At 42.9% G+C, this 20,496-nt stretch carries 21 protein-coding genes and 1 riboswitch; of the genes, 14 read left to right on the forward strand and 7 right to left on the reverse strand.

The genetic code is table 11. The features are described 5' to 3' along the window. Positions 1–48: 48 nt before the first annotated feature. Both OCU77_RS05560 and OCU77_RS05565 read right to left on the reverse strand, forming a co-directional pair. Entirely contained in the window at positions 49–621 is a 573-nt protein-coding gene (locus OCU77_RS05560; RefSeq protein ID WP_048896947.1) for an LON peptidase substrate-binding domain-containing protein, read from the reverse strand. A 169-nt stretch (positions 622–790) separates the two neighbouring features. Beyond that, positions 791–1,018, reverse strand: coding sequence for a hypothetical protein (locus OCU77_RS05565; RefSeq protein ID WP_048896948.1), 228 nt, complete (start codon positions 1,016–1,018; stop codon positions 791–793). 194 nt (positions 1,019–1,212) lie between these two features. Continuing rightward, positions 1,213–1,388, forward strand: a riboswitch (molybdenum cofactor riboswitch). Here OCU77_RS05565 and moaA point away from each other — a divergent pair. The 5 genes from moaA to OCU77_RS05590 all read left to right on the forward strand — a co-directional run bounded on the left by moaA (position 1,378) and on the right by OCU77_RS05590 (position 4,612). Further along, positions 1,378–2,367, forward strand: a complete 990-nt coding sequence (moaA, locus tag OCU77_RS05570; RefSeq protein WP_048896949.1) for a GTP 3',8-cyclase MoaA — start codon at positions 1,378–1,380, stop codon at positions 2,365–2,367. It overlaps the preceding riboswitch by 11 nt. A gap of 60 nt (positions 2,368–2,427) precedes the next feature. Beyond that, on the forward strand, positions 2,428–2,907 hold the full coding sequence (moaC, locus tag OCU77_RS05575) for a cyclic pyranopterin monophosphate synthase MoaC (RefSeq protein ID WP_048896950.1): 480 nt from the start codon (positions 2,428–2,430) through the stop codon (positions 2,905–2,907). After that, on the forward strand, positions 2,904–3,149 hold the full coding sequence (gene moaD / locus OCU77_RS05580) for a molybdopterin synthase sulfur carrier subunit (RefSeq protein WP_048896951.1): 246 nt from the start codon (positions 2,904–2,906) through the stop codon (positions 3,147–3,149). Before moaC ends, moaD begins: the two co-directional genes overlap by 4 nt. 2 nt (positions 3,150–3,151) lie before the next feature. Then, positions 3,152–3,601, forward strand: a complete 450-nt coding sequence (gene moaE / locus OCU77_RS05585) for a molybdopterin synthase catalytic subunit MoaE (RefSeq protein WP_048896952.1) — start codon at positions 3,152–3,154, stop codon at positions 3,599–3,601. Between the two features lie 474 nt (positions 3,602–4,075). After that, the gene (locus OCU77_RS05590; protein ID WP_048896953.1) at positions 4,076–4,612 is read left to right on the forward strand and encodes a hypothetical protein; all 537 of its coding nucleotides are present in this window, start codon (positions 4,076–4,078) and stop codon (positions 4,610–4,612) included. Between the two features lie 92 nt (positions 4,613–4,704). On the opposite strand, the gene OCU77_RS05595 is transcribed toward OCU77_RS05590, so the two are convergent. Then, positions 4,705–5,094, reverse strand: coding sequence for a hypothetical protein (locus tag OCU77_RS05595; protein WP_048896954.1), 390 nt, complete (start codon positions 5,092–5,094; stop codon positions 4,705–4,707). Positions 5,095–5,196: 102 nt separating this feature from the next. Beyond that, positions 5,197–6,399, reverse strand: coding sequence for an aspartyl protease family protein (locus tag OCU77_RS05600; protein WP_048896955.1), 1,203 nt, complete (start codon positions 6,397–6,399; stop codon positions 5,197–5,199). A 156-nt stretch (positions 6,400–6,555) separates the two neighbouring features. On the opposite strand from OCU77_RS05600, the gene OCU77_RS05605 reads away from it, so the two are divergent. The 9 genes from OCU77_RS05605 to OCU77_RS05645 all read left to right on the forward strand — a co-directional run bounded on the left by OCU77_RS05605 (position 6,556) and on the right by OCU77_RS05645 (position 16,369). Then, complete coding sequence (locus tag OCU77_RS05605) at positions 6,556–7,089, forward strand: DUF2975 domain-containing protein (protein ID WP_048896956.1); 534 nt, start codon at positions 6,556–6,558, stop codon at positions 7,087–7,089. After that, complete coding sequence (locus OCU77_RS05610) at positions 7,090–7,308, forward strand: helix-turn-helix domain-containing protein (RefSeq protein ID WP_048896957.1); 219 nt, start codon at positions 7,090–7,092, stop codon at positions 7,306–7,308. A gap of 513 nt (positions 7,309–7,821) precedes the next feature. Then, complete coding sequence (locus OCU77_RS05615; protein WP_162489931.1) at positions 7,822–7,986, forward strand: hypothetical protein; 165 nt, start codon at positions 7,822–7,824, stop codon at positions 7,984–7,986. Between the two features lie 451 nt (positions 7,987–8,437). Then, a complete protein-coding gene (locus OCU77_RS05620; protein ID WP_048896958.1) occupies positions 8,438–10,072 on the forward strand; it encodes an ABC transporter substrate-binding protein in 1,635 nt (544 codons plus the stop codon). Between the two features lie 79 nt (positions 10,073–10,151). Continuing rightward, positions 10,152–11,072, forward strand: a complete 921-nt coding sequence (gene oppB / locus OCU77_RS05625; protein WP_048896959.1) for an oligopeptide ABC transporter permease OppB — start codon at positions 10,152–10,154, stop codon at positions 11,070–11,072. A gap of 15 nt (positions 11,073–11,087) precedes the next feature. Further along, positions 11,088–11,999, forward strand: a complete 912-nt coding sequence (gene oppC / locus OCU77_RS05630) for an oligopeptide ABC transporter permease OppC (protein WP_048897280.1) — start codon at positions 11,088–11,090, stop codon at positions 11,997–11,999. Between the two features lie 111 nt (positions 12,000–12,110). After that, on the forward strand, positions 12,111–13,076 hold the full coding sequence (gene oppD / locus OCU77_RS05635; RefSeq protein WP_048896960.1) for an ABC transporter ATP-binding protein: 966 nt from the start codon (positions 12,111–12,113) through the stop codon (positions 13,074–13,076). Then, complete coding sequence (gene oppF / locus OCU77_RS05640; RefSeq protein WP_048896961.1) at positions 13,076–14,062, forward strand: murein tripeptide/oligopeptide ABC transporter ATP binding protein OppF; 987 nt, start codon at positions 13,076–13,078, stop codon at positions 14,060–14,062. Before oppD ends, oppF begins: the two co-directional genes overlap by 1 nt. Positions 14,063–14,266: 204 nt before the next feature. Next, positions 14,267–16,369 carry a methyl-accepting chemotaxis protein gene (locus OCU77_RS05645; protein ID WP_048896962.1) on the forward strand — a complete coding sequence of 701 codons (2,103 nt, stop codon included), beginning with the start codon at positions 14,267–14,269 and terminating at the stop codon, positions 16,367–16,369. Between the two features lie 76 nt (positions 16,370–16,445). Here the strand turns inward: OCU77_RS05645 and OCU77_RS05650 are convergent, their stop codons facing one another. The 3 genes from OCU77_RS05650 to norV form a co-directional block, all read right to left on the reverse strand. Then, positions 16,446–17,579, reverse strand: a complete 1,134-nt coding sequence (locus tag OCU77_RS05650; protein ID WP_048896963.1) for a ribosomal protein uL16 3-hydroxylase — start codon at positions 17,577–17,579, stop codon at positions 16,446–16,448. A 100-nt stretch (positions 17,580–17,679) separates the two neighbouring features. Then, complete coding sequence (gene norW, locus OCU77_RS05655; RefSeq protein WP_048896964.1) at positions 17,680–18,831, reverse strand: NADH:flavorubredoxin reductase NorW; 1,152 nt, start codon at positions 18,829–18,831, stop codon at positions 17,680–17,682. 12 nt (positions 18,832–18,843) lie between these two features. Then, positions 18,844–20,358 carry an anaerobic nitric oxide reductase flavorubredoxin gene (gene norV, locus OCU77_RS05660; RefSeq protein ID WP_048896965.1) on the reverse strand — a complete coding sequence of 505 codons (1,515 nt, stop codon included), beginning with the start codon at positions 20,356–20,358 and terminating at the stop codon, positions 18,844–18,846. Positions 20,359–20,496: the final 138 nt, after the last annotated feature.

Here is a 20,496-nt window from a genome sequence, read left to right on the forward strand (position 1 = left end):
TAGGCAGTAGCTAGATTGAAGAGCAGTAGTTACTGTGTTGGCGTGAGGCTAGTGTGGGTCTAGCATCATGCTCATTAAATAGTCACAGGTGTTCAAACAGTTAGGAGTGTTGATCAGAGCTTGCTTCTCTTGAGCGGGCACAGGTAGTATTTCTAGCCAGCGTTGGCATAACCAGCTCAAGTTATTAAATTCTTTATTCTGGTGTAGGCCCGCTAATTCAGGGTACTTGTCGAACATAATTTGTAATTTATCTGCTAATAGTTGCTGATCATTGGCAATCTCGGTTTCTGGCCACAAAGGTAATGATTTAAACTCGGCAAAAATAGCGCCATCTTGGTGTTGTTCGAGTGATTTGATACAAAAGTTTTCATGTGCGTACAGAGTCACAATCAATGCCCCGTCATTTTTTGAAGTATCAAAATCCTCAACGGTGACACGTGTGCCAATTTGGCTGTAGTGTGATGATTTGTTGTCGTCAATCATACAAACACCAAAACCTATGTCTGATGTGAGTGCATGTTTAAATGCTTCCATTTGCGACCCTGGAGCAACACGCATAGGCATTTTGCCTTTTGGTAACACATGACGTTTTTGAAATAATAAAGGGATTAAATTAGCCATTGTCTGCTCCAATTCTTGTTATTGATTCTAGATATAAAAGACAATGCATAAGTGATGCCGAAACGGCAAAAGGCCATATTTACTTAGTTAGCCGTTTTTTAGCACATAAAAATCCCTTTTTATTCTCAACTTGCAATCGCAAATTACAAAAACCTATGCAAAATGCGAACTACTTATTGTTGCCGATGATTCGCATTGCGCTGTCACTGGGTAACAGCTCTAAATGTCCCAGCTCGTCAAAGTACCAGCCTTTGATCAGGCCTTTGTCCATCATGTCATTGAAGTTGTCGATAACCCCTTGTGCTTCACGATAAGCCGCTTGTGGTTCTATGCCATCTTCACGCTGTAAGTAGAGCGCAATGTCGTCCAGTGTGGCTGACTCGATAATGTTGACCATAATAACCTCACTTTTACTAAGAAAATTTGTCAATATTCACTTTAGTAGTATTGTCGTGAATCACCATGAACGGTAGAATGCAGCACGTTTTTTTCATTGATTTTGTCAATAGCACGAAATCTCTGATACTTTTATAATAAGATTTAGCCGCTATCGCATTTGGTTGAACCCATTCGAGGTTCTTTACCCTGCGGTAGCAGCCATAGCTCCGAGCATTAATTGCTAAGTTGCTTTAGTTCGATGAATAGCGCTACTTTGATTCTACGGACACACAGTGATAAGTGATCAATGCCAGTGACGGAATGTCACCAGGGTCGTTTTAGAAATGAAACGGCCTCCCGTATTTGGAAAGGTGTCCAATGGCAATACAATTTGAAGATAGTTTTCAGCGTAAATTTTACTATTTACGCCTTTCTGTTACCGATGTGTGTAACTTTAAATGTACTTATTGCCTGCCTGACGGTTACCGTCCGGAAGGTCATAAGAAACCCTCATTCTTAACGCTTGACGAAATAGAGCGTGTCACTGGCGCATTTGCACAATGCGGTACCAGTAAAGTCAGAATCACGGGCGGTGAACCGAGTTTACGCCGAGATTTTACTGACATTATTCGTACTGTTGCTGATCAGCCTGGTATTACCAAAGTTGCGACCACAACGAATGGTTACCGCATGGCGAAGCATGTGCATGAATGGCGTGAAGCTGGCTTAACTAACATCAATGTGAGTGTTGATAGTCTTGATCCTAAAATGTTCTACCAGATAACGGGTGAGAACATGTTTAATCAGGTGATGGAAGGGATCGATGCAGCCTTTGATGCTGGTTTTGAGCAAGTTAAAATTAATACCGTTTTACTGAAAGATCTTAATTCACAAGAGCTGCCTAAGTTTCTTGATTGGATCAAAACGCGTCCTATTCAATTACGCTTTATTGAATTGATGCAAACCGGTGAAATGGACAACTTGTTCAAAAAACACCATGTCTCTGGGGTAAGTATTCGTAATCACCTGATTGCGAATGGCTGGATTTTGAAACTCAAAAGCAGCAATGATGGCCCCGCTCAGGTTTTTTGTCATCCAGACTATATGGGTGAGATTGGCCTTATCATGCCGTATGAAAAAGACTTTTGCCAAAGCTGCAACCGTCTACGTGTTTCTGCAAATGGCAAGCTTCACCTTTGTCTCTTTGGTGATCATGGTATCGATTTACGTGATTTATTAGAGCAAGACGAACAGCGTGATGCTTTAATTGCCCGTATTCAGGGCGGCTTACAGCAAAAATCGGTAAGCCACTTTTTGCAAGACGGAAACACGGGTATGACCCCACACTTAGCCTCTATTGGCGGTTAATTCTTTCACAGAGTGGGCGCTGGCTTACTCTGTGCGAACATCATTCTGAGAACTCAAAACATGACTCAATTTACACATATCAATGCTTCTGGCGAAGCGAATATGGTGGATGTCTCTGCGAAAACTGACACTGTACGTGAAGCGCGCGCAGAAGCGTTTGTCCACATGGCTCCTGAAACCTTAGCACTTATTGTTTCTGGCGATCATCACAAGGGTGATGTTTTCGCGACGGCACGTATTGCTGGTATTCAAGCCGCGAAGAAGACCTGGGATTTGATCCCACTTTGCCACCCGTTGCTGCTATCTAAGGTTGAAGTACAGTTAGAAGCGATTGAAGCGGAAAATAAAGTGCGTATTGAATCGTGCTGTAAGTTAGCGGGTAAAACCGGTGTTGAAATGGAAGCACTAACAGCGGCATCTGTTGCGGCCTTGACCATTTACGATATGTGTAAAGCCGTTCAGAAAGACATGGTGATTGATCAAGTACGTTTACTTGAGAAAACGGGTGGTAAATCTGGTCATTTTAAGGTGGAAGCATGATTAACGTCCTTTTCTTTGCGCAAGTGAAAGAACTTGTGGGTACAGATAAACTTGAAGTGGCAGCTGAATTCGCAACGGCTGACGCACTGCGTGAGCATTTAGCGCAACGTGGTGATAAGTGGGAGCTGGCTTTAGAGAAAGGTAAGTTGTTGGTTGCTGTTAACCAAACTATCTGCGCGCTGGACAGTGCGATTACAGATGGTGATGAGGTTGCGTTCTTTCCACCAGTTACTGGGGGTTAAGCATGATTTCAGTACAAGAAGCAGATTTTTCGGTCGCTGAAGAATACGAACGTTTAGCGCAAGGTACTAGCGCGGGTGCGGTTGTGACTTTCATCGGTAAAGTACGTGATTTTAACCAAGGTGACGATGTGACTGGCTTATCGCTTGAGCATTACCCTGGTATGACAGAAAAGTCGTTAGAAAAGATTGTGGAGCAAGCGAATGCGCGTTGGCCATTATTAGCGACTCGCGTTATCCACCGTGTTGGTGATTTAGAGCTTGGCGATCAAATTGTTTTTGTCGGTGTATCCAGTGCTCACCGTGGTGCCGCTTTCCAAGCCTGTGAGTTCATTATGGACTACCTGAAAACACAAGCACCATTTTGGAAAAAAGAACGTACAACCGAAGCAACACGTTGGGTTGATGCGCGTGATACTGATACAAGTGCGGCGGATCGCTGGAACCAAGACTAACCGTTATCAGCTACATTGAGAAAGGAGCCTATAGGCTCCTTTTTTTTGCTTTATTTTCCTTCTTAAGCATATCTCAGCCTGAGTCGAAGCGACTTAATCACTGAATTTTTGAATGGTATTTTGACTATATTTTCATTTGTTTCTTTTTCTAGGAAAAATGAGTTGAAGTGTTATTTAGATAAGCATTCATTTCACTTTTAACTGCTTTATGAATAGATAAGATGCTTTTAGATGATTTATTGCGCTTATTCAAGGCTATATGTTTGGTCTTATATGCCTTTATTGGCGGGACTTTGAAAGGTGAATTACTGTTGTGAATAATCTTTCTTGTTTATTCGGGTTTTGTTTCACAAAACACTGTGCTATGTTCAATTTAACAGCATAAATAACCTTTATATGTGAATGGTTATATTTTATTCGAGTGTGTTAAATGTGTTACGTGATTAAGTATCATGCAATAGAAGGAGAGATATTATGATCAGGAGCGATCGCTTACTCTACGACATTGCCCCAGAAGGCTTTGGTGAACGTCATTGTGAATCTTGGGATACTTGGCGCGTGCGAGCACATACCATGCTGCCACAGTTTCCTGATGAAGTATTAGAGCAATGGTTATACCGTCATTGGAAAGGGGTATTGTGTAATTGGGGGTGGCTAGATTTCAACGCGATGAGTTTTACTAAGCAGTCATGGAGCAGTGATAAGGTTTTATCTGAGATCTGTACACCACATGATGATGTGATAGATAAACTCTCACGTCGAATGAGTAACCCTATTTTTCAGCGCAGCTGGCTTGTGCAGAATATGCAAGATACAGGAACTTGGCCTGTCGCACCGATTGTGCTTGAGTATGAGCGCGATTTATACGCAACCAATGGTCGTGTACTGAAAGCGCCATTTAACTTGCTGGAAGGGCATCACCGTTTCGCCTATTTAAAGAACTTATCTGAGAATAATGAGTTTATTCAAGATAAGCATGAAATATGGGTCGCTAAGATCCCTGTGCATTAAAGCGCGAATCTTGTTCAGAACGGGATACACAGTCTATTTAAAAAGGCCGATTATTCGGCCTTTTTTTCGGGAGTAATTTAACCGAAAGTCTTTTATTCAAACTCCCATTTCACACCTATGCTCATCTCACCGTCTTGGTTCGATTGCATGTGAGTTTCTATACCTTGGCCCGGAAATTGGGTGATATAACATGCGCTATCATTTTTTTTCTGTTGGCTATGTTTAGTACTTAGTTGATCTTGTGTGATGTATACGCAGTCATCACCACTGAGCTGTTGCTGCGTTGGTGTCGTGCTGGTTGAATACGCAGAAGGTTGCCAGTCTGTGGATTCTGCGGCTAGCGTCTGATTACTTAACGCGACAAGCTCTGTGGGTTTTACGATTGTAGCTTGGCTGTTTAGCTCTGTTAGGAATGTTTCACCAGCAAAAGTGGGGCAAGCTGATAACGTTAAATACAAGGCTAATAAAGAGTGTGTTTTCATGAATGATCCTTTGGCTTATTTTATTTGGTTAATGATGCCAGTGAGTCGATGCGGTTAAGCGGCACTAACACTTCTGTGTCGTTGCTTCTTTATTGCTCGATATTATTTTTTGTAATAAATAATAATGTCTTTTTGTTTACCTTTCCGAAGAACGGTTAAATTCAATCTTTTACTTCGGCTGATATACAAATGATTAGATTGGTCGAGATAGATGTTGCAGTAATCATTTTGAGAGAAAATAGACTTATTCGAACCATTAATAGCGATGATCTGATCGCCATTCTTCAGCCCTGCTTGATGAGCGAGCATCCCTTCAGCAACATGTGACGTTAATAGCTTTCCATCTGGTGCTAAATCTAGGTTGAAGCCATATCTGGGTAATGAAAACCCATCTTCTTCTTTACTAATGGGCTTGAGCCAAAGCACTCGAGACGGGAAGTCAATAATGGTTTTAAAGTAACTGAGAAAGCCGACACCAGCGAGAGATATCCCTTTTTTCGCTTTAACTGTTACCGTCGTATCGTTTAGCACAATACGGCCAATGCTCATGTTGCTTAACGTATAGTCATGCATCTTATATTCTTTTAAGCCGTACATGCCAAGTGCTTTGATTGTGTAGCTACTGTCCGGTTTATATCCGAGCCCATCTAATACCGATAGCATTTCAGGGTGATTGAAAGTAATGCCGTTATCTTTGCCAGTATCAATGCCAAGAAGAAGATCACCAAACTGATGGAATATTGCGACTTGAGGTGCATCATTATTATAGAAAGAGAAGCCGATGGGATTATAACCTTCTGATATTGGGTTCCCTTTGTAGGAATCACTCAAGGTAATTTCTTTTTTTTGATAATCGATAGCCACTGCAGAGTGGCGTAGTAAGTTATACCCAAGTATTCCATCAAGCTTAAAACATGACATTGGAAAATCTTTTAGTGTATCTAGTGCTGCAAAGTCGAAATTTGTAAAAGAGACATCGCCTATATGCAGATCTGGCCCTTTATACAATTCTGATTCGCGCTCTTCACCACTAATGTCATGAAACTTCATGGTGTAACTGCGTTTATTTAGACCGAGCTCTTTAATGGCTTGATTGCTGAGTACGTTTGCAGCGCCTGTATCAAACATGAAATGGTAGTTTTTGCCCTTAATCGGTAAAGAAACAATCATCATGTTATTAACGAGTTTAAAGGGGAGAGTGACAGAGTATTGGGCTTTTGATATTTCACCGGAATCCAGAATAGAAGCATAGGCCGCTAAAGGTGTGATGAATGTAATAGCTAACAATAAAGTGAGTATTTTCATAGGGCAATCTTTGGTTCTTCTTACTTGTTTATTTATTAGGCTAATAATTAGCGTCACTTCAGTCAATAAAAACTTATCGTTTTGCGATAAGTTTTTATTGTTATTTGATATTCTTCTTGTAAGATAAACGCAAATTATGTTGGTGTTAGGTGTATTATGTCGCAACTCTCGATAAGCAGATTTAGCCGCAAGTTACTTATTTTATTCTGGTTTTCTTTAATATTTGTTGCGGTATTGAATACTGCATTTTGGTTCATTCCTACTTTAGTGGGTGAGTCCTTTGATTGGCTGACCGTTACATTTCCTGTCGAGGTGACTTTACCCTTACCTGTGATGCGTTCTTTACTAGGGTTTATCCCAAGTATGTTTTCACCCTTTTTGACTATGGCATTGTTGTGGCAACTTATTGTTTTATTTCGTCTATACGAGCAAGGTGCAATTTTCGAGCGTAAAAATGTAGATTGCTATAAGAAGCTAAGTTACCTTTTGATCGCCTCTCCATTTGCCAGCATTTTTAGTGATGTGCTCGTGAGCTTAGCTTTAACGCTTGATGATAAAGGCTTTAAATTATCAACAGAGGCCAACGATGCGGATATTACTATGATGGTGATAGGCCTGATCGTACGGGTTATTGCGGTGGTTATGGAAAGGGCGGTAGAGCTCCATGAAGAAAGTGAGCTAACAATCTAAATGGCGATAATAATTAATCTGGATGTCATGCTAGCGAAAAGGAAAATGCGTGCAAATGAACTGGCGAAACGCATAGGTATCACTGAGCAAAACTTGTCAGTTCTTAAAAATGGGCGTGCTAAAGCGGTAAAACTTGCAACGCTTGAGGCCATCTGTTTTCACTTAGATTGCCAGCCTGGTGATATTTTAGAATATGTGCCTGACAAGCTGGAGGAGTAGGGAGAGCTGGTGCTTTTATACAATGCTATTTGTTTCTCTCCTGAGCATTTTCGATTAAGCATTTTACAAAAAATAGCCCCTGATATTCAGGGGCTACGAGGTTGTGCTGCATGTGTTATCGAATAACTTATTTAGCACCGTTTGCTTCATCTTTCGCTTTGTGCGCTGGTGGCACATAGCCATGACGAACACGGGAAGGACTCGGGCGTGAGAAACAACCTGCTGGTCTCATAGTTAACTCTCGACTTCTACTTTCGGAACGGGAACGGAATGAGAAAAGGCAGAAAAAGCCAGGAAAAACCCTTAATGCCACTCTCAATCTTGATAGTAGCGTTATTAGGTAGTGGTAGGTACTTGAATTACACAGAAAAACAGTGATGTGAAAAGTTAATCTATTGAGTCTTTTTTTATGCTTTTTTGTTATTAAAAGTAAGCTGAGACACGCACAAATTGTGCCATGCTTAATAGTGCTGGATAAAAATAGTCTAGCGCCGTTTAACATTGGAGGGTTGAATGAAACATAGACGTGTATCGAACAAGCGCATGAAGCAATTGTTAGCAGAAGCGGGTATCGGCCAAGATAACCAAGAAAATGAAGAACAAGCATTGCTGGAGAAAAAACAGCAGTCCGTCAGTCCAGATAAACAACTATTAGACATTGACAGCCAAAATAAATAGAACTGAGAATCATTATTAAAAAGCGCCTAACAGGCGCTTTTTTTGTTTGTGATGTTATGTAATTGTGATCTTTGTTGCAGACTATGTTGTGTTCTGCTGCTAGTACTGGTGGAAAATGCTGGTTATTTATTCAAAATAATAATTATTTATTCAAAAATGGGTCTTTTTTGGCTGATTTGGCGGATCTTACTTTGTTTTTGCTAAATAGCGGATATTTAGTCTAATGGGAATCTTTCATGCGAAACATATCACTGCCTGTTCAGCTGTTATTAAGAATAATGCGGCTTTTTGTGATAGTTTTGTGGCAAATTACTTCAATGCCTGTTAGTGTTTTGAGCAATTCTTCGGTTTGATTTACATTGTTTAGGATTAACGGTGTGAATATTGCGTAACACTAGTCGCCTACCGAAGAACGTCATGGACGCAACGATAGAATGTATTGGAGTTATGCATGTATAAGAATAAAATCACTCAGGCGTTATTAGTAAGTGCTGGTCTGGCTGTTTCAGCCGCTTCTTTTTCAGCACTAGCAGCAGAAGTTCCTGAGGGTGTAAAGCTGGCAGCACAACAAGAGCTAGTTCGAGGTAATGGTACAGAGGTTGCTTCACTTGATCCCCACAAGACTGAAGGTGTACCAGAATCAAACGTTATTCGTGACCTACTTGAAGGCCTAGTTAACCAAGATGGTGAAGGTAATACCATCCCTGGTGCTGCCGAAAGTTGGGAAACAACCGATAACCGCACGTTCACATTCCACCTACGCAAAGATGCTAAATGGTCTAACGGTGATCCTGTTACCGCTGAAGATTTCGTTTACAGCTTTAAGCGTGCTGTAGATCCTGCAACAGCATCGCCTTACTCATGGTACCTAGAAATGACGACCATGAAGAATGCTGAAAAAATTATTGCAGGTAAAGCAGACAAAGAATCGCTAGGCGTGACAGCAGTGGATCCGTACACGCTGAAGATTGAACTTGAGTCTGCAGTACCTTACTTTGTGAAAATGATGGGCCACACAACGGTGAAGCCTGTAAATCGCAAAGTGGTTGAGAAGTATGGTGACGACTGGACTAAGCCTGAACACTTCGTAGGTAACGGCGCATTCGTGCTTGATAAGTGGGTAGTGAATGAGCGTATCGTACTGAAGCGTAATACTAAGTACTGGGATAACAAGAAAACTGTTATCAACCAAGTGACTTACTTACCAATCGAAAACCAAGTCGCGGAAATGAACCGCTTCCTATCGGGTGAAATCGATATTACCAATGAGCTACCGAACGAGCACTTCCGTCGTCTGCAAAAACAACATGCAGAAGATGTTCAAATTGTCGGTAACTTATGTTCTTACTACTACGGCTTCAATAACGCGAAAGCACCATTTGATGATTCACGTGTTCGCAAAGCTCTTTCTTACGCGATTGACCGTGATGTAGTAACGAAAGCACTATTGGGTCAAGGCCAAAAACCAGGTTATTTCCTTACACCTGAGATTACAGCCAACTTCAACCCTGTAACCCCAGCTTACGGCAAACTTACGCAAAAAGAGCGTAACGCTAAAGCGAAAGAACTGCTAGCAGAAGCGGGCTTTGATAACAGTAACCCACTTGAGTTTACGCTGCTTTACAACACATCTGAAAACCACAAGAAAATTGCTGTAGCAATCGCTTCTATGTGGAAGAAGAACCTAGGTGTAACAGCTAACCTTGAGAACCAAGAATGGAAAACTTACCTAGACAACCGTCGTCAAGGTAACTTTGATGTGACTCGTGCGGGTTGGTGTGGTGACTACAATGAAGCATCAAGCTTCTTGTCATTAATGCAAAGTAATAACAGTTCAAACGATCCTAAGTATCACAGCAAAGAATACGATGCAGTAATGCAGAAAGCATTGGCATCAACTTCGGACACAGAACGTGAAGCGCTTTATATTCAAGCTGAGAAACTTCTGGCTCGTGATATGCCAATTGCTCCTATCTACCAGTATGTTAAAGCACGTTTAGTTAACCCACATGTGGGTGGCGTGGCGATGAACAATGCTGAAGATAAACTCTTCTCTAAAGACATGTACATCATTGCTGACAAATAAACAGCAAGCATAATAAATAAACACCACACCCAGGGCTGGGTGTGGTGCCTTCTGTCACAGACTAAATTCGGTAGAAATTATGATTAAACTAATTGCTAAAAGGATTTTAGAAGCAATACCAACCTTGTTGGTGTTAATCACTATCTCTTTTTTCCTAATGCGTTTTGCACCAGGTAACCCTTTCTCTTCAGAGCGCCCATTACCACCAGAAGTAATGGCTAACATTGAAGCGAAGTACGGCCTTGATAAGCCTGTATTTGAGCAATACACCACTTACTTGGGAAACGTATTACAAGGGGACTTCGGTCCGTCTTTTAAATATAAAGACTTCACAGTTAATGAATTAGTAAGTAAGGCATTACCTGTTTCTGCAAAGATTGGTTTCTTTGCCTTCATTTTTGCGGTTGTTATGGGGGTTACGGTCGGAACGGTGGCCGCCTTGAAGCATAATACTTGGATAGATTACACCATAATGTCCACCGCGATGGCGGGGGTCGTCATGCCCTCCTTTATCCTCGCTCCCGTCTTGATCTACATTTTTGCGATTAATCTTGGTTGGCTACCTGCTGGTGGTTGGCAAGATGGCTCACTGAAATTCATGCTGTTACCTATGTTTGGTATGTCACTACTTTACGTTGCCACTTTTGCTCGTATTACCCGTGGTAGCATGATTGAAACACTAAACAGTAACTTTATTCGTACTGCTCGTGCGAAAGGCCTAAGTTACCCATACATTATTGTAAAACACGCGCTTAAACCTGCACTTCTTCCTGTTGTGTCATACATGGGTCCTGCGTTTGTCGGCATCATCACAGGTTCGGTCGTTATCGAAACCATCTTTGGTCTACCTGGTATTGGTAAGCTTTTTGTGAATGCAGCCTTCAACCGTGATTACTCATTGGTACTGGGTGTGACCATCCTAATTGGTACCTTGACTATTATCTTCAACGCTATCGTTGATATCGTACTGGCGTACATTGATCCGAAAATTCGTTACTAGGAGAACAACAAGATGATGTTAGTTAAAAAGGAAAGCGTTGACGCTATCGAGAAGTTCTCCGATCAGCTAGAAATTGAAGGTCGTAGTTTGTGGCAAGATGCCCGTACTCGATTCAAGCGTAATAAAGCGGCAATGGTGAGTTTAGCCATTCTCACGTTAATCACGTTAGCAGTTGTTTTTGGCCCTATGTTCAGCCAATACGCCTTTGATGACACCGATTGGTATGCACTCCATGCAGCACCAAGCCTAGGCGCAGAAGGGCACTTTTTTGGTACTGATAGCTTAGGCCGAGATTTATACACTCGTACTTTAGTTGGTGGTCGAATCTCACTGATGGTGGGTATTCTAGGGGCATTAGTTGCTGTTGTGATTGGTACACTTTATGGCGCCACATCTGGCTTTATTGGTGGCCGTACTGACCGCGTAATGATGCGTATCTTGGAAGTCTTGTACTCCATTCCGTTTATGTTCTTTGTTATCGTACTTGTGACCTTCTTTGGTCGAAATATCATGCTGATTTTTGTCGCCATTGGTGCGATATCTTGGCTCGATATGGCGCGGATTGTGCGTGGACAGACACTATCATTACGTAGCAAAGAATTTATTGAAGCCGCAGAAGTATGTGGTGTCAGCCGCTGGAAAATCATTACTCGTCACATTGTGCCTAATGTTCTAGGTATTGTTGCGGTTTACTCAACATTGCTAGTGCCATCAATGATCCTGACTGAATCATTCCTTAGCTTCCTTGGCCTGGGTGTACAAGAGCCAATGACAAGCTGGGGGGCATTATTGCAAGAAGGTTCTCAAACCATGGAAGTTGCTATCTGGCAACTGTTGTTCCCGGCTGCATTTATGGTCGTAACTTTGTTCTGTTTTAACTATGTCGGTGATGGTCTGCGTGATGCGCTTGATCCGAAAGACAGATAACAATAGCACCTGTTAGCAGGTACAGAACAAATTAAAGGATATATTGCAATTGTTTAGCGCAGCCCTACCAAGCAACACTGCGCTGAACCATTGCAAATAAGGAAGGAAGCAATGAGCCTATTAGATGTTAAAGATCTGCGTGTAGAATTTACCACGCAAGACGGGATTGTGACGGCAGTTAACGATCTAAACTTCTCACTAAACCAAGGTGAAACCTTAGGTATCGTTGGTGAATCAGGATCAGGCAAAAGTCAGACTGTATTCGCTATCATGGGTCTACTCGCTAAAAACGGCATCATCAGCGGCAGTGCTGAATTTGAAGGCCGTAATATTCTTAATTTGCCAGAGAAAGAGCTTAACAAGGTTCGTGCCGAGCAAATTGCGATGATTTTCCAAGACCCTATGACATCGTTGAACCCATACATGAAAGTTAGCGATCAGCTAATGGAAGTATTAATGCTACACAAAGGTATGGGGAAAACCGAAGCATTCGAAGAATCTGTTCGTATGCTAGATGCGGTTAAAATTCCAGAAGCACGTAAGCGTATTAGCATGTATCCGCATGAGTTCTCAGGCGGTATGCGCCAGCGTGTGATGATTGCGATGGCACTACTTTGCCGTCCTAAACTCCTGATTGCTGATGAACCAACAACAGCTTTGGATGTAACGGTTCAAGCGCAAATCATGGAAATGCTTAACGATCTAAAAACTGATTTCAATACTGCGATCATCATGATCACCCACGACTTAGGCGTGGTTGCAGGTAGCTGTGACAAAGTATTGGTTATGTATGCTGGCCGTACTATGGAATACGGCAAAATTGATGAGATTTTCTATAAGCCTTCTCACCCATATACAGAAGGTTTGTTACGCGCTATCCCACGTTTAGATACAGAAGGTGAAGTATTACCGACGATTCCTGGTAATCCACCTAACTTACTACGCTTGCCAGAGGGCTGTCCTTACCAAGACCGCTGCCACCGTGTAACAAGCCGTTGTAAGCAAGAAGCACCTGATTTAAAAGCCTTCACGGAAGGTCGTCTACGTGCGTGTTTTTCTGATGTGGGGACGTGGTAATGAATACTAAAAAGAATCTGTTATTAGACATTAAAGACCTAAAAGTTCACTTCAACATTGCGGCTAAATCAGCATGGCCATGGGCGAAACCATTAAAGCTGAAAGCTGTTGATGGGGTTGATATCCGTTTATATGAGGGTGAAACGCTCGGGGTTGTTGGTGAATCAGGTTGTGGTAAATCGACCTTTGCTCGTGCAGTTATCGGTTTGGTTGAAGCTACAGACGGTAATGTTGTTTGGTTGGGACAAGATCTTACCAAACTGCCGCATAACGCCTTGCGAGAAAAGCGCAAAGAGATCCAAATGATCTTCCAAGATCCACTGGCGTCGCTAAACCCACGTATGACTGTTGGCGAAATTATTGCTGAGCCGTTGAAGACATTTTTCCCTGAATTATCAGAGGATGATGTGAAAGGGCAGGTTAAGCAGATGATGACTAAGGTCGGTTTGCTTCCAAACGTAATTAACCGTTACCCGCATGAATTTTCTGGCGGCCAATGTCAACGTATTGGTATCGCACGCGCATTAATTCTTAAACCTAAGATGATCATTTGTGATGAGCCAGTTTCAGCGTTGGATGTGTCTATTCAAGCGCAGGTAGTTAACTTATTGAAAGAGCTTCAGAAAGAAATGGGGCTGAGTTTAGTCTTTATTGCCCATGACTTGTCTGTTGTTAAACATATTTCTGATCGTGTACTCGTGATGTACTTAGGTAATGCGGTTGAAATGGGGGAAAGTGAAGCACTTTTTGCTGAGCCTAAGCACCCTTATACCCGCGCATTGATGTCTGCAGTGCCGATCCCTGATCCTGAATTAGAACGAAACAAGACTATCCAGTTATTGGAGGGTGAATTACCTTCACCCATTAACCCACCGACAGGTTGTGTGTTCCGTACGCGTTGTCCGCAAGCCACCGAAGCTTGTGCCCAACAAAAACCATCGTTAAAAGGCGATGATGTACATGCGGTAGCTTGTTTAAATGTGTAACAATTCGAGCCTGTGACAGGCTTTGAGCGCGGTGTTAAAGCCGCGCTTTTTTTATGTCTGAAGTTTAGGTTTGAGTTTGTTTGCGTCATAAAAATGACTTTACAGTCAATGATTTAACATATTGATAACTGACTAAATAAAGGTTAAATTTAACACTTCTTTTACTTCGGTAACTTATTTTTGGCATTACACAAGGATGTTGTTATGCGGTCACTTTCAGTGCAATGGAAAATTACTTTACTCGCGGGGGTAGGGTTATTAGCTACAATTACAGTACTTACAGGTCTGTCGTTTTACTTTTCGGCGCAAAGTCAGCGCTTGGTAAATGAACAGACATTTTCCTCTCTTAGAGAACAATCACAATCCTTAGTACGGGTTCAGGCACAGCGTCAGGCTATTCACGTTAAACAGTATTTAGATGAAGCGGCGCATCGTGCTGAAATGTTGGCACAAAGTGTTTTATTTCTAAAGTTTAATGCTGAAGAAAACTACACGAATAGTTCAGAGCTTCGTGGTTCAATTAATGAATTACTGCGTCGTTCTGTCGATAACTTCAGTAATATTCGTGGCGCCTTCGTGGTTTTTAACCCCGATGCACTTGACGGTGAAGATGGGAATTACCATGGTGCTGACTATGTTGGCGCAAACGATACGGGGCGATTCTCGCCTTATTGGGTAACGGCAGAAGATGGTAGTGCAGAGCAAACTATTATCACTGAATCCGACATTACAGCGGCCCAGCATCATCGTTTTAGTTGCAGTATTGATCAGCAAACGGCTTGTGTATTGCGCCCCGAGTATTCTGCAAATCAGGTATTAATCAGTTCAATTACTACCCCACTGATTGTTGATGGTAAAGCGATTGGCTTACTAGGGCTTGATATTAATCTCAGTGCTTTACAGAGCGTGATCAGCGATGTAGACAGCAATTTATTTGATGGCTCTGGCAAAGTGAGTTTATTGAGTGATGACGGCACGATCGTGGCTTGGGATCAAAGCCGCCAGCGTGTGGGTAGTCAATTTAATGTCAATGATGGATTACCGAGTGAGATGAAAAACTGGCTGACGAATGGTGCTGAATACATAGGTTGGAGTGCAGATCAGCAATGGTTGTCAGCGTATATGCCAGTCGTACTCGGGCAATCTGCATGGGGCGTTGTTATTCAGCTGCCTACAGACAAAGTACTTGCTGAAGCCACGGCGTTGAATACCCATATTGATGCGTTACGTGTGGAGTCGTCGCAGGTGCAGATAGTTGCCAGTGTTGTGATGGCTTTGGTCGGGCTTATTGTGGTGCTATTTGCTTCAGCAAAACTCGTTGCGCCTATTAAATTACTTGCCGCGCGTTTGGAAGATATTGCGTCTGGTGAAGGTGATTTAACTCAACGTATTCAGCTAGATCAACAGGATGAAGTTGGTCAGTTAGCCATGTGGTTTAATCGCTTTCTTGATAAATTACAAACGACCATGAAGCAAGTGGTTGTGGCGGTTGACGAAGTTGATACCACGGCCAGTGAAGCGGCTAAGGTCGCGAGTAATAGCCGCGATGGCAGCCAAGCGCAATTTAAAGAAGTGGATATGGTGGCGACGGCTTCGGAAGAGATGACGCAGACTGCTGGTGAAGTGGTACAGCATACACAGACGGCACTTGATGCTGCACAGCAAGCTGGCGAAGCTGCGATTGCAGGGCAGGGGGTCATTCATCAGTCTGCAGCGTCGATGACTAATTTGGTTGAACGCATGGAGATGGCTGTCCCCGTTGCTAAAGAACTCTCCAATAGCAGTAAGAATATCGATGAGATCTTGCAAGTGATCGGTGGAATTTCTGAACAAACGAATCTACTGGCATTAAATGCTGCGATTGAGGCGGCAAGGGCAGGCGAACAAGGCCGAGGTTTTGCTGTTGTCGCTGATGAAGTACGTCAGCTTGCGAGTCGGACTCAAGATTCGGTGGGACAAATCCGCGAAGTCATTGAGCAGTTACAGCAAGGAACGCGAAGTGTGGTTGCGGCAATCGAGGAAGGTAATCATCTTGCAGGTGATACGGCATCACAAGTTTCTGAAGCGGTGACGAGTTTAGAGCAAATTACGGATTCAGTGACTGCGATTCAAACCATGAATGAACAGATCATGCGCGCGGCGCAGGAGCAGCAAGCGGTATCGGGGGAAGTGAACCGTAATGTTTCGAACATTCGAGAGCTGAGCGAAAGTATTTTGCATCAAGCGGGCAGTTCTGCGGATATTAGTGATCGATTAACGGCGTTGGCCGAGCAGCAAAAACGCTTAACCGGGCAGTTTAAAGTCTGATTTCTCATATAACGTGGGCATTAAAAAGCCGAATCCAAGGATTCGGCTTTGTTTTATATGTTGTTTTTCTTTGAGATTACTCGGCAGGATACCAGCTACCTTGATTGATCAGCTGAGTCAGCAGATCGATAACAGCAGGATGCTCACGCATCGCTCCCAGCGTGTCACCATCAAGTGCTTCTTGATCACAAAGTGCGATAATAACTTGGCTGCATTCTTCTGGTAGCTCAACGGTTTCACCATTGATATAGCCAATATGAGGTGTTTCAGGGTAATAGAAAGCACGTAATCCACCAAGGCGTTTTAATGTTTCGTTTGCCATAAAGAATTGGTGTGTTTCACTGTTTTCCCATAATGGTTCTGCGGCGATAAGATCAAGCTCATGCCGGCTTTGACTTAAGTGTTCGCCCATCCAGTCTTTCATGAGTTCTGGATGATCGAGCAGGCTACGCATCATATTTTCTAAATCTTGACGTTCAGCATCCAAGATAGCGCCGCTATTACTGCGCGCGGGTAAATCTGGGTTGTGATAGTGTACATCGCCAATCTCATTCGCAATCACGTGATCAGCAAAACTACTTAATAATTCTTGTTTCTTCGGGGAACGGAAACCGACCGAAAAGCTCATTGATGTTTCGATCGCGTAGCCATCGTGCGGGAAGCCTGGTGGAATATATAAAATATCACCAGGTTCAAGTACATCGTCGATGATAGGGTCAAAAGATTTAATTTGGCGTAATTCAGGGTGACGAAACTCTTCTTCGTAATCGTCATTTTTGGGGCCGACACGCCAGTGGCGTTTGCCTGAGCCTTGAGTGATAAAGACATCGTACTGATCGATATGCGGACCAACACCACCACCTGGGGTAGAGTAGCTTATCATTAAATCATCCATTAACCAGTTTGGTAATAGACGAAATGGGGTCACAAGGCGAGCTGCGCCTTCGTGCCAATGATTTGCAGCTTGAACGATGAAAGACCAGTGATCTTCAGGTACATCATTAAAGGTTAGTGGGCCGTGTTTAACTTCCCATTTGTCACCATGCTGAGCAATGTAGCGGGAATCAACTTCATCTTCCATTGCTAATCCTGCTAATTCATCAGGACTGATTGGATCAATAAAGTTTTTGAAGCCACCTTTAATAATCGTGGGCTTTTTTTGCCAATATTCGGCAAGGAATTGTTCGAAGTTGAAAGTAAAATCGTACATGTGGGCTTTGACTCAATGTGCATGACCCGCGAGTATAGCGTATTCCCCATCGAAGGTGATGAGGAATTCGCTAATCGCTTTTATATGTGGCGCTGAGTCGTTATTGCAGTTGCCTTAGTAAAGGAAATGCTGAGGCTTGCTGATCATGGCTAGCAATAAAGCCAAGCAGTTGCTCTGTCTCTGGGTCAAAGGCTTTTGCAAGATAGCCATTACCAGAATGTGTGATTTCCCAGCTCGCATCTTGACGGGTTGTTTGGCCTGAAAGTGATAGTGGGAACCAAGGTGTCTTGGCTTTGACCAAACAAGGCGCTAATGTCACAGCTGTTAAATTACCGGCTAAGGTTTTGGCTAATGCCATCGCAGATAACATGGTCGGTTGTAAAAATGCTCGTACTTGGCCGTCCATTTCCGCACAATCACCCAGTGCATAGATACCGGGCTGTGAGGTTTGTAAATATCGATCAACCACAATCCCTTGCTGTGTTGTTAGTCCTGCTTGCTTCGCCAAGGTGATATTAGATTTTAGTCCCATCGCGGCAATGATGACATCATACTCAGTATTATGATCATCACTGGTTTTAGCTATTAATTGCTGGTGGTGGCGATTGATACTCTCCACGGTCTGACCTAATTTGAGTGTCACGCCGCGCTCTACCATCGTTTGGTATACCGATGCGCTTAGTAGCTCAGGTAGCAAGCTGGGCATAATATGTGTCGCTTTATCGGTCAGGGTAACTTGTTTACCTGCGATTGATAAATCCATCGCAATTTCAGTTCCGATAAGCCCGGCACCAAGCACTAACACTGACTTCGCGCTAGCAATTTTGTCTTGGTTTTCAGCGTACTCCGCCAAACTATTCAGTGTGATGACTTCATCTGCAGCATTGCCTGCAAAGGGCGGCACGAAAGCGTGTGCACCAGTAGCGAGTACTAATTGGCTATAAGATAAAGCTTTGCTACCTGATGCATTACTAATATTCACCTGTTTTAGCTGTGCATCAATGACTTCAACTTTGGTGTGGTTCAGTAAAGTAATTGCATTTGTTAATGCAAATTCAGCTGCTGCTTGCTTGATTAAATCACTGGCCGTTTGCTGCCGTGAAAATACATGGCTGAGATCTGGTTTTGCGTAATCATCGCCACTGTCAGCTGTGATGACGGTGATCGCCGTGGTTGAATCAATTTTGCGTAAAGATTTAACCAGTTGGTAAGCCGCAAAGCCGCTCCCCACAATAACAATATGATCATTCATTGTATTTGCCCCTTACGCTATTGGCTCAAAAACTTCTTTGCCAAGACCACATTCAGGGCACAGGAAACTGTCCGAAAGATCATGGAATGAAGTGCCAGGTTCTACATTTTGATTTGGCTCGCCAACTTTTGGATCATAAACCCAATTGCAAACAGTGCAGAGATAGCAAGTGCAGTCATCAGCATGACTTTCTGGCTTAATTTCTGTTTTAGCGTCTTCCTGGGTAGCTTGTCTTGATGCTCGCACTTCTGGCAGTGGTTGTTCATCAGCTTGGCTCGTGACTACCTCAGGTTCTTGGGGTTTCTCGCCCATGTCCGCTGCAACAACATTTTGATCATTCCATGTTTTGGCTATAGACACGCCATATTCAACACAAGTTGCAACCCCTTCACCGTCTGGTTTCCAATGTAAGTGCAATGGTTCTTCAACGCTAAAGCCTGCTTCTTTTAGGCGGGAGTCAATACGCTTAACGGCACCACCTGTCCAGCCTGAAGAACCAAATGCAGCGGCTGCTTTTTCTTTGAAGCGTAGACCATGAACCTCTTCAAGTAGAGCGGCTACTTTAGGCATCATGACATTATTCATTGTAGAACTGCCCACTAACACCCCTTTAGAGCGGAACAGGCTAGCGAGAATGACGTTCTTATCATGACGAGAAATATTATAAATTTTGATTGCCGTATTAGGGCTTTCGCGGCGAATACCTTTAGCAACCGCATCTGCCATGATGCGCGTATTACCACTCATGCTGTCATAGACGATTGTGATACGATCTTCTTTGTATGCTTGTGACCACTCGTAGTACTTTTCTACAATTTGTGTCGCGTTTTCGCGCCAAATACAGCCATGAGATGTAGCGATAATGTCGATTGGCACGCCAAGTGCGAGAACCTCCTCGATTTTTGCTTTAACCAGTGGTGCAAACGGAGTCAGAATATTCGAGAAGTAGCGCTGGCACTCATCGAATAGCTCAGTTTGATTCATCTCATCATTGAATAGGTGCTCATCGCAGTAGTGCTGGCCGAAAGCATCATTAGAGAATAGGATATTGTCGCCTGTCATGTAGGTCGCCATTGAATCAGGCCAGTGCAGCATCTTCATCTCAACAAAAACTAGCGCTTTGCCGTTACCGATATCTAGCGTATCACCTGTTTTGACGACACGGAAATCCCAATCAGGTTGGTGGTGATGACCAATAATACTGTCAACCCCCGCCTCAGTGCAGTAGATCGGTGTGTTGGGAATCTTTGCCATTAGTGTCGACAATGCGCCAGCGTGGTCATGCTCAGCATGTTGAGTGATGATGTAATCAATTTGGTTAAGATCAATCTCTTGCTCTAAGTTGGCAATAAACTGTTCGTCGAATTGGTGATCAACGGTATCGATGAGCACTGTCTTTTCTTCTTGGATCAGGTAGCTGTTGTAACTCGTACCACGACCCATCTTGTACTCAGTACCGTGGAAGTATTCTGTTTCCCAGTCTTTGATACCAACCCATTTCACATTGTTTTTAACTTGAATAGACATAACAGCTACCTATGTATTTTGCATAACATGTATTTTGAGTGCATGTTATACCCGAGCATCCGTTGTGGCAATACTAAACATATATAAAAAATACATGTTTAAATTATCTTTTTGATTATAAAAGAAATAAAATTCATA

The organism is Photobacterium swingsii, assembly GCF_024346715.1.
Taxonomy (GTDB): Bacteria; Pseudomonadota; Gammaproteobacteria; order Enterobacterales; family Vibrionaceae; genus Photobacterium; species Photobacterium swingsii.

What these genes read in the sequence shown, in the direction of transcription:
- norW (WP_048896964.1), bottom strand. Translation starts at nt 18,831, where the DNA reads ATGAATGATCATATTGTTATTGTGGGGAGCGGCTTTGCGGCTTACCAA.
- OCU77_RS05600 (WP_048896955.1), bottom strand. Translation starts at nt 6,399, where the DNA reads ATGAAAATACTCACTTTATTGTTAGCTATTACATTCATCACACCTTTA.
- norV (WP_048896965.1), bottom strand. Translation starts at nt 20,358, where the DNA reads ATGTCTATTCAAGTTAAAAACAATGTGAAATGGGTTGGTATCAAAGAC.
- OCU77_RS05565 (WP_048896948.1), bottom strand. Translation starts at nt 1,018, where the DNA reads ATGGTCAACATTATCGAGTCAGCCACACTGGACGACATTGCGCTCTAC.
- OCU77_RS05645 (WP_048896962.1), top strand. Translation starts at nt 14,267, where the DNA reads ATGCGGTCACTTTCAGTGCAATGGAAAATTACTTTACTCGCGGGGGTA.
- OCU77_RS05615 (WP_162489931.1), top strand. Translation starts at nt 7,822, where the DNA reads ATGAAACATAGACGTGTATCGAACAAGCGCATGAAGCAATTGTTAGCA.
- moaE (WP_048896952.1), top strand. Translation starts at nt 3,152, where the DNA reads ATGATTTCAGTACAAGAAGCAGATTTTTCGGTCGCTGAAGAATACGAA.
- OCU77_RS05595 (WP_048896954.1), bottom strand. Translation starts at nt 5,094, where the DNA reads ATGAAAACACACTCTTTATTAGCCTTGTATTTAACGTTATCAGCTTGC.
- moaD (WP_048896951.1), top strand. Translation starts at nt 2,904, where the DNA reads ATGATTAACGTCCTTTTCTTTGCGCAAGTGAAAGAACTTGTGGGTACA.
- oppF (WP_048896961.1), top strand. Translation starts at nt 13,076, where the DNA reads ATGAATACTAAAAAGAATCTGTTATTAGACATTAAAGACCTAAAAGTT.
- OCU77_RS05560 (WP_048896947.1), bottom strand. Translation starts at nt 621, where the DNA reads ATGGCTAATTTAATCCCTTTATTATTTCAAAAACGTCATGTGTTACCA.
- OCU77_RS05650 (WP_048896963.1), bottom strand. Translation starts at nt 17,579, where the DNA reads ATGTACGATTTTACTTTCAACTTCGAACAATTCCTTGCCGAATATTGG.
- OCU77_RS05605 (WP_048896956.1), top strand. Translation starts at nt 6,556, where the DNA reads ATGTCGCAACTCTCGATAAGCAGATTTAGCCGCAAGTTACTTATTTTA.
- OCU77_RS05620 (WP_048896958.1), top strand. Translation starts at nt 8,438, where the DNA reads ATGTATAAGAATAAAATCACTCAGGCGTTATTAGTAAGTGCTGGTCTG.
- oppD (WP_048896960.1), top strand. Translation starts at nt 12,111, where the DNA reads ATGAGCCTATTAGATGTTAAAGATCTGCGTGTAGAATTTACCACGCAA.
- OCU77_RS05590 (WP_048896953.1), top strand. Translation starts at nt 4,076, where the DNA reads ATGATCAGGAGCGATCGCTTACTCTACGACATTGCCCCAGAAGGCTTT.
- oppB (WP_048896959.1), top strand. Translation starts at nt 10,152, where the DNA reads ATGATTAAACTAATTGCTAAAAGGATTTTAGAAGCAATACCAACCTTG.
- moaA (WP_048896949.1), top strand. Translation starts at nt 1,378, where the DNA reads ATGGCAATACAATTTGAAGATAGTTTTCAGCGTAAATTTTACTATTTA.
- moaC (WP_048896950.1), top strand. Translation starts at nt 2,428, where the DNA reads ATGACTCAATTTACACATATCAATGCTTCTGGCGAAGCGAATATGGTG.
- oppC (WP_048897280.1), top strand. Translation starts at nt 11,088, where the DNA reads ATGTTAGTTAAAAAGGAAAGCGTTGACGCTATCGAGAAGTTCTCCGAT.
- OCU77_RS05610 (WP_048896957.1), top strand. Translation starts at nt 7,090, where the DNA reads ATGGCGATAATAATTAATCTGGATGTCATGCTAGCGAAAAGGAAAATG.